Raw genomic sequence first — 7571 nt, 5'->3', positions numbered from 1 at the left:
TCACCTTGCTTATACCTGTCCCAGATAATCGCTTTCTGTTCTGGCGTGTAGTAAATGCGCGTTCTTCGTTTCATGGCAACGTCCCCCTTGTTTAAGGATAGCGTTGCGTCGACCCGTTGAACTCACACTGATAAACGGACATAAAAAAACCGCTTTTCAGCGGTTAATTTTAGATCGATATCAACGAGCCCGGCAGATTACTGCGCAGGTTTGTCATTGTGCAAAGAGTCATCTTCGCGGCAGTCGCCTGCTTCACAGTGGCCGTACAGGTACAGGCTGTGGTTAGTCAGTTTGATGCCGTGTTTTTTAGCAATTTCACGCTGACGACCTTCGATGTATTCGTCACGGAATTCAATCACACGACCGCAATCCAGGCAGATCAAATGATCGTGGTGATGTTGTTGTGTCAGTTCAAATACGGACTTGCCGCCTTCGAAATTATGACGGGTGACGATACCGGCATCGTCAAACTGGTTCAGAACACGGTAAACCGTGGCCAGACCAATTTCTTCGCCCATATCAATCAGTTGCTTGTAAAGATCTTCCGCACTAACGTGATGACCTTCCGGCGCTTGCAGCACTTCCAGGATTTTGAGGCGCGGAAGCGTGACTTTTAAGCCGGCTTTCTTCAGTGCGGTGTTGTTGTCAGTCATGCGGATTCAGTCCTGTTACTATGTGCTAATCAAGTTGAGGCATGCAGCCTGTGGCATCGGCGGCACAAAATTGTTCGTTTACTGTTCTTCGTTTAAAGGAAGTGTGCCCATTCCCGTAAACGACAGCCTGTTAATAAAGATCACAAATTACCTGTCACATTAATAATGCAACGACTTGATCGATAGAAAAAACAGATGAACTCAGTGTACCTTGATACGACCGAAAGTTACAATTTTGTAGCGGTTAAATTGTTAATTTCAGTAATAGTTTGGCCCTTCAATTGTAGAATAAATCCTCAGGGCCAACAGGGTTTTTAGCCAATAATTTCTGAAAGGCTCAGTTCTTCTGTGATCTGTTTTACCCACGCATCAACACGTTCAGCGGTCAGTTCCGGCTGACGGTCTTCGTCAATTGCCAGTCCGATGAAGTGCTTATCATCCGCCAGGCCTTTAGACGCTTCGAAATGATAACCTTCAGTTGGCCAGTGACCGACAATCACTGCGCCGCGCGGTTCAATGATATCGCGCACGGTACCCAGCGCATCGCAGAAATACTCGGCATAGTCTTCCTGATCACCGCAGCCAAACAGAGCTACCAGCTTACCTTCGAAATCTATCTCTTCGAGCGACGGGAAAAAGTCGTCCCAGTCACACTGTGCTTCACCGTAATACCAGGTTGGAATTCCGATCAGCAAAATATCGAATTTTTCCAGATCCTCTTTGCTGCTCTTCGCAATGTCATGCACCTCTGCAACATCTTTACCCAATTGTTTCTGGATCATTTTAGCGATGTTTTCGGTGTTACCTGTATCGGATCCAAAGAAGATACCTACAACGGCCATAAGATTACCTAACCTCTTGTTCTAAATGAAGTGCCCTGCATTGCAGGCAATAATAGCGAAGATGATACCAAACTCGCGAGGCGGAGAATATGCTTCTGCTCGCCTTCTTAACTGGGGAATAAGTTTATCGGGCAATATTTTAAAGTGTTATCGCCATCGTGTGCTAATTAACCTCAAAGTTACTGAGGTTAAAAGCAAAGTGAAGAAATATACCGGCTCCTTCCTTAAGTTTATGCACGTCCCGCCGATAGATGAACCGAGAGTAATCTCATCATAATAAAGAAATCGATGCCCGGAGAGGTGTTCAAACATGTCCGGGGCCGCAAGCCTGCGGGTTACCTGTCTTGATTCTCCGCATCCCCGTCAATCCTCAGACCAGAAACAGTCCTGTTTCGAGAGAGGCATATCGTGCAGTTTTTAAAAAATATTACCATCAGGGCCGCTTTATTAACCATTCTTGGCATCTTTTGCGTGATGTGGGCCGGTGTTTCGCTTTATACCGTCACATCGCTTGGCACACTGACCCAAAACACCAGCAACAGTACCGAACTGGTCAACAACATGACGCTGATCAGCAAAGGTAACGATCAGTATTTCCGTACCGTAACGCGCCTGAGCCGTGCGGTTGCACAGCTTCAGGCCGATCCGTCGAAAGGACCTGAAATTTTTGACAGTGCAAAACAATCCCTTGATGGCCTGACCCAGGCGCTGGCCGGTTTTAAATCATCGCCACATCCGGGTGTGGACGATTCCGCCATTCAGGAATTACTGACCAGTTGGGAAAACTTGCTGACTCAGGGCGTTACGCCGCTATTCAATGCCGCCAGCAGCAAGAATATCGACAGCTATAACCAGTTAGCCAACACCACGGTTCCGGCGCTGAGCCGTAATTTTGGCTCATCAATGGAAAAGGTCAGCGGCCAGATTGCGGTTGATTTTCAGGCTGCACAAACCCAGTCCAATCATCTGACCTACATGAGCAAAGTGATCCAGCTGAGCGCATTCGGTATCGGGCTGATCCTGTTGCTGCTCACCGATCGTTATCTGGTGATGGCGCTGGTAAAACCTCTGGATAAAATCCGCGATCAGTTCGCGGTGATCGCCAGCGGTGACCTGACGCATTATATGGAAGAGTTCGGTAAAAACTGTGCCGGTAAACTGATCCCGCTGTTAAACGTGATGCAGGCGAGTCTGGTGAATACGGTGCAGACAATCCGTAACTGTACGAACCACATCTATCAGGGCGCGTCGGAAATTTCAGCGGGCAATAACGATTTGTCTTCGCGTACGGAAGAACAGGCTTCTGCGCTGGAAGAAACCGCAGCCAGCATGGAAGAACTGACGGCGACGGTGAAACACAACGCCGACAACGCACATCACGCCAGCCAGCTGGTGATTGAAGCCTCCGGCACGGCGCAGAAAGGCGGCAATATTGTGGCGGATGTGGTCAGTACCATGAAAGACATTTCCGGCAGCTCGAAAAAGATTGCGGAAATTACGTCGGTCATCAACAGCATTGCTTTCCAGACCAACATTCTGGCGCTGAACGCTGCGGTTGAAGCCGCGCGTGCCGGTGAACAGGGCCGTGGATTTGCGGTGGTCGCAAGCGAAGTGCGCAATCTGGCACAGCGCAGCGCCCAGGCGGCGAAAGAAATTGAATCGCTTATCAGTGAATCGGTTTCCCGCGTAGACAGCGGTTCCAGACTGGTGGAAAACGCTGGTCTGACGATGAATGAAGTGGTGCGCTCGATTACGCATGTCACCGATATCATGGCGGAAATCGCTTCGGCATCCGATGAGCAAAGCAAAGGTATCGGTCAGGTCGCGGTCGCGATCACTCAGATGGACAGCGTGACACAGCAGAACGCCTCGCTGGTGGAACAGGCCTCGCAGGCGGCAGTTTCTCTGGAAGAACAGGCTTCATTGCTCAACAACGCCGTGGCTACATTCAAACTCAAAGACAGCGTGACCAACGTGAAGGGACGACCAGCGAAAGCAATTTCCACTCCGTTGCTGCGTCCGGATACCGGTATGGCCGGGATGCTTTCAGTGAAAGGTGCCAAAAGCTCGGAAAATTGGGAAACATTCTGAGTGATAAAGGGTAGGTTGGGGTAGATAAAGAAAGGAAAAACAAACGGGTAGCCTGGAAAGGTTACCCGTTTTCACTCAGCCTTCATGACCGTTAAGATGCGCCAGCAGCATCTCTTCAATCAGTTCGCTACGACTGATATTACGTTCTTCAGCCAGCTTGTTGAGCGTATCAACAGCATCGGCATTCATTTTCAGCTCAACGCGACGCAGGCCGCTCGCTTTATCGCGGCGTAACTGATTGCGCTTGTTGATCCTGAGCTGTTCATCACGGGATAGCGGATTTGTTTTTGGACGCCCAGGACGGCGGTCATCTGCGAACAGATCAATCGTCGTGCGATCCAGTTGTTCTTTTGCCATAGGTAGCGGTACAACCAGGGAAGTTTTTACATCGGAAAACGGCAAGCCGATTCCTGACGAGCGTTTCACACATTTCGGGCTAAGAAACCCTGACCCAATTTACCCCCCGCAACTCAGCCTGAGTGAAACGGGGCGGCAAAATTATAGCGCGCAATCATACACTGGCGCGCCTGGGGTTCACAACGCCTGATTGCCCTGATTTCATGATAACTTTCGAAGTTGTGCAGACTTTTTGCACAATTTATCCCCAGGATGTTAAACCTTAGTCCACATCGATGAAACGGTGAACAGCGCGCAGCACGGCCTCGGGTTTCTCCGCGTGAACCCAATGTCCGGTTCCGGCGACGACATAAGCTTTTGCCTGCGGGAACTGGCGGGCGATATCTTCGCGGTAGGCGTCCTGCACATACGGGGACAATCCGCCGCGGATAAACAACGCCGGGTGATCCCACGCTGGCACATCTTCCCAGCCGGTGATGGTTTCGTATTCACTGAGCAGCACCGGTACGTTAAAGCGCCATTCTCCCTGCTGGAAAGATTTCAGCAGGAACTGAATCACACCTTCTTCCTTTATATACTCACGCATACAGGTGGCGGCGGAAGTCCGGTCGCGTACACCGGCGGCGGTGACGGCGTTAATTGCCGCAAAAATCTCATCGTGGCGTCGAACCTGGTAATCGACCGGCGCGACATCAATGGCGATCAGCTTTTCGATGCGGCCTGGGATAAGCGCCGTCAGTGCCATTGCCGCTTTGCCGCCCATAGAGTGGCCGATAACAATGATTTTTTGGAAACCGACTTCATCCAGCGTTTCTGCTAAATCCTGCGCCATGGCGGCGTAAGACATGTCGTCAGAACGCCCGGACTGGCCGTGATTACGCAAATCGACCTGCAACACTCTATGCTGTTGTTTCAGATCGCGGCCCAGAACGCCCAGATTATCAAGGGTTCCGAACAGGCCGTGGATTAACAAAACCGGCAGGGCATGGCTGCCAGCGACTTCAGGTTCTTGCAGGCGATAATGTAATTTCATGGCGAAGTTCATACTGATAAACGATTCCATTAGGTTATCATGAGTTGCGGATGATTTTTTTAAAACAGAAAGTTTCTGCCAGATGCCTGAGCGGGATTTGACTACCAGAGAAAGAACAGGCCGGAGCCTGCATGCAGCAAAAACGGGAACTAGTCTGGTTTTTGCTTCGCGGCACAATTCCCCTGTTTGTTACTGTGTAGAAATTTGTATAATCCTTTTGAATTAAGTAGAAAAACAGTACTGGATAAAGATGAAAACTATTGAGGTTGACGAAGAACTCTACCGCTACATTGCCAGCCACACGCAGGCTATCGGTGAAAGTGCGTCTGATATTTTACGCCGTATGTTGAAGTTTACTGCCGGACAGACCGCTCCTGCCGCGCCAGTGAATGCTTCCGTTATTGCCGGCACCGTTGCACAGGAAAAACCTGCCGCCGCCGCTACAGCACCGACTTCGCGTGATAAAGTCCGCGCCGTCCGTGAACTGTTACTGTCTGACGAATACGCAGAGCAGACCAAAGCGGTGAACCGCTTTATGTTAATCCTGTCGACCTTGTATGGCCTGAACCCGAAAGAATTTGCCGTTGCGACCGAGTCATTAACGGGCCGCACGCGTACCTATTTTGCCGGTGACCAGCAAACCCTGCTGCAAAACGGCATTCATACCAAGCCTAAACACGTTCCCGGAACGCCGTATTGGGTTATTACGAATACCAACACAGGTCGCAAACGCAGCATGATCGAACACATCATGCAACTCATGCAGTTCCCGGCGGAACTGACTGACAAAGTGTGCGGCACCCTCTAAATTTCAGCGTAAGGGAGAAGCGCCAGTGGCTAATCACCCCCGTGCAGGGCAACCTGCTCAGCAAAGCGATTTGATTAATGTGGCGCAGTTAACGTCACAGTATTACGTTCTGCAACCGGATCCGGCTAACACAGCGCATGCTGTGAAATTCGGTACGTCCGGCCATCGCGGTAGTTCGTTGCGTCACAGCTTTAATGAAGCGCACATCCTGGCCATTGCTCAGGCAATTGCTGAAGTGCGTAAAGAGCAGGGCACCACCGGCCCGTGCTACGTGGGTAAAGACACGCATGCGTTGTCCGAACCGGCGTTTATCTCTGTGCTAGAAGTGCTGACGGCGAATGGCGTTGATGTCATCGTTCAGGATGACAACGGCTTCACGCCGACGCCTGCGGTGTCTCACGCAATCCTGACTCACAACCGCAACGGCGGCGCGCTGGCTGATGGCATCGTCATCACACCTTCGCACAACCCACCGGAAGATGGCGGCATCAAATACAACCCGACCAACGGTGGTCCGGCAGATACTAATCTGACCTCTGTGATTGAGAAACGCGCTAACGCGCTGCTGGCGGCAAAGCTTGCGGGCGTGAAGCGTCAGTCTCTGGATCAGGCGTGGAAAAGCGGTCATCTGGTCGCGCAGGATCTGGTTCAGCCGTTTATCGAAGGCCTGACCGACATCGTTGATATGGCTGCGATTCAGAAAGCGGGCCTAAAACTGGGTGTGGATCCTCTCGGTGGTTCCGGTATCGAATACTGGAAACGTATCGCAGAGCATTACAAACTGGATCTGACGCTGGTGAACGATGAAGTCGATCAGACTTTCCGTTTCATGCATCTTGACCACGACGGTGTGATCCGCATGGACTGCTCGTCTGAATCCGCGATGGCCGGTCTGCTGGCGCTGCGTGATAAATTCGATCTGGCCTTCGCCAATGACCCTGACTACGACCGCCACGGCATCGTGACGCCAGCCGGTCTGATGAACCCGAACCATTATCTGGCGGTGGCGATTCAGTACCTGTTCCAGCATCGTCCGCAGTGGGGCAAAGATGTTGCCGTCGGTAAAACGCTGGTGTCCAGCGCCATGATCGACCGCGTAGTGGAAGATTTAGGCCGTAAACTGGTAGAAGTGCCGGTAGGCTTTAAATGGTTCGTGGATGGTCTGTTTGACGGCAGCTTCGGGTTTGGTGGCGAAGAAAGTGCAGGGGCTTCTTTCCTGCGTTTCAACGGCACACCGTGGTCTACCGACAAAGACGGTATCATCATGTGCCTGCTGGCTGCGGAAATCACCGCCGTCACTGGCAAGAACCCGCAGGAACATTACAACGAGCTGGCTGCCCGCTTCGGCGCACCAAGCTACAACCGTATTCAGGCACCTGCGACTCACGCGCAGAAAGCCGCGTTGTCCAAACTTTCTCCAGAACAGGTGAAAGCCGACACGCTGGCAGGTGACCCGATCACTGCCCGTCTGACCAACGCACCGGGTAATGGCGCGTCAATCGGCGGCCTGAAAGTGATGACCAAAAACGGCTGGTTCGCGGCACGTCCGTCCGGTACTGAAGAAGCGTACAAAATCTATTGTGAAAGCTTCCTGGGTGCTGAACACCGCGAACAAATCGAGAAAGAAGCGGTAGAAATCGTCAGCAAGGTTCTTGCCGACGCCAAATAAGCCACTTTCTTCATCTGATTAAAAGCGCTGATTATTCAGTGCTTTTTTTTTGCGCAAAATCCAGATGTAAAAAAGATATATCTAAACGCGCAATAAGACTTGCCACTGTCTAAAATTC

At 51.2% G+C, this 7571-nt stretch carries 7 protein-coding genes; 3 read left to right on the top strand and 4 right to left on the bottom strand.

The window, feature by feature from the left end; all coding sequences use genetic code 11:
• Positions 1-197: 197 nt before the first annotated feature.
• Positions 198-653 (bottom strand): ferric iron uptake transcriptional regulator, encoded by a 456-nt coding sequence (fur, locus tag J1784_RS23265; protein WP_013576469.1) that lies wholly within the window; start codon positions 651-653, stop codon positions 198-200.
• Positions 654-967: 314 nt separating this feature from the next.
• Entirely contained in the window at positions 968-1495 is a 528-nt protein-coding gene (gene fldA / locus J1784_RS23260; RefSeq protein ID WP_112287653.1) for a flavodoxin FldA, read from the bottom strand.
• A 408-nt stretch (positions 1496-1903) separates the two neighbouring features.
• Between fldA and J1784_RS23255 the strand changes: the two genes are divergently transcribed.
• The gene (locus J1784_RS23255; protein ID WP_217151144.1) at positions 1904-3586 is read left to right on the top strand and encodes a methyl-accepting chemotaxis protein; all 1683 of its coding nucleotides are present in this window, start codon (positions 1904-1906) and stop codon (positions 3584-3586) included.
• A 75-nt stretch (positions 3587-3661) separates the two neighbouring features.
• Here the strand turns inward: J1784_RS23255 and ybfE are convergent, their stop codons facing one another.
• Both ybfE and ybfF read right to left on the bottom strand, forming a co-directional pair.
• Positions 3662-3943 carry a LexA regulated protein gene (gene ybfE / locus J1784_RS23250; protein ID WP_056772022.1) on the bottom strand — a complete coding sequence of 94 codons (282 nt, stop codon included), beginning with the start codon at positions 3941-3943 and terminating at the stop codon, positions 3662-3664.
• A gap of 262 nt (positions 3944-4205) precedes the next feature.
• On the bottom strand, positions 4206-4988 hold the full coding sequence (gene ybfF, locus J1784_RS23245) for an esterase (RefSeq protein WP_217151168.1): 783 nt from the start codon (positions 4986-4988) through the stop codon (positions 4206-4208).
• 238 nt (positions 4989-5226) lie between these two features.
• On the opposite strand from ybfF, the gene seqA reads away from it, so the two are divergent.
• Together seqA and pgm are read left to right on the top strand one after the other, a co-directional pair.
• Complete coding sequence (gene seqA / locus J1784_RS23240; RefSeq protein WP_217151143.1) at positions 5227-5784, top strand: replication initiation negative regulator SeqA; 558 nt, start codon at positions 5227-5229, stop codon at positions 5782-5784.
• Positions 5785-5809: 25 nt separating this feature from the next.
• The gene (gene pgm / locus J1784_RS23235) at positions 5810-7453 is read left to right on the top strand and encodes a phosphoglucomutase (alpha-D-glucose-1,6-bisphosphate-dependent) (RefSeq protein ID WP_217151142.1); all 1644 of its coding nucleotides are present in this window, start codon (positions 5810-5812) and stop codon (positions 7451-7453) included.
• Positions 7454-7571 lie beyond the last annotated feature (118 nt).

Origin of the sequence: Rahnella ecdela, assembly GCF_019049625.1 — a bacterium.
GTDB lineage: Bacteria > Pseudomonadota > Gammaproteobacteria > Enterobacterales > Enterobacteriaceae > Rahnella > Rahnella ecdela.
Note: the sequence above shows the minus strand (reverse complement) of the source record. Positions and strands in the feature narration are given on the sequence as shown.

Coding starts and splice junctions, on each gene's coding strand:
- ybfE (WP_056772022.1), bottom strand. CDS start 3,943: ATGGCAAAAGAACAACTGGATCGCACGACGATTGATCTGTTCGCAGAT.
- ybfF (WP_217151168.1), bottom strand. CDS start 4,988: ATGAACTTCGCCATGAAATTACATTATCGCCTGCAAGAACCTGAAGTC.
- fur (WP_013576469.1), bottom strand. CDS start 653: ATGACTGACAACAACACCGCACTGAAGAAAGCCGGCTTAAAAGTCACG.
- seqA (WP_217151143.1), top strand. CDS start 5,227: ATGAAAACTATTGAGGTTGACGAAGAACTCTACCGCTACATTGCCAGC.
- fldA (WP_112287653.1), bottom strand. CDS start 1,495: ATGGCCGTTGTAGGTATCTTCTTTGGATCCGATACAGGTAACACCGAA.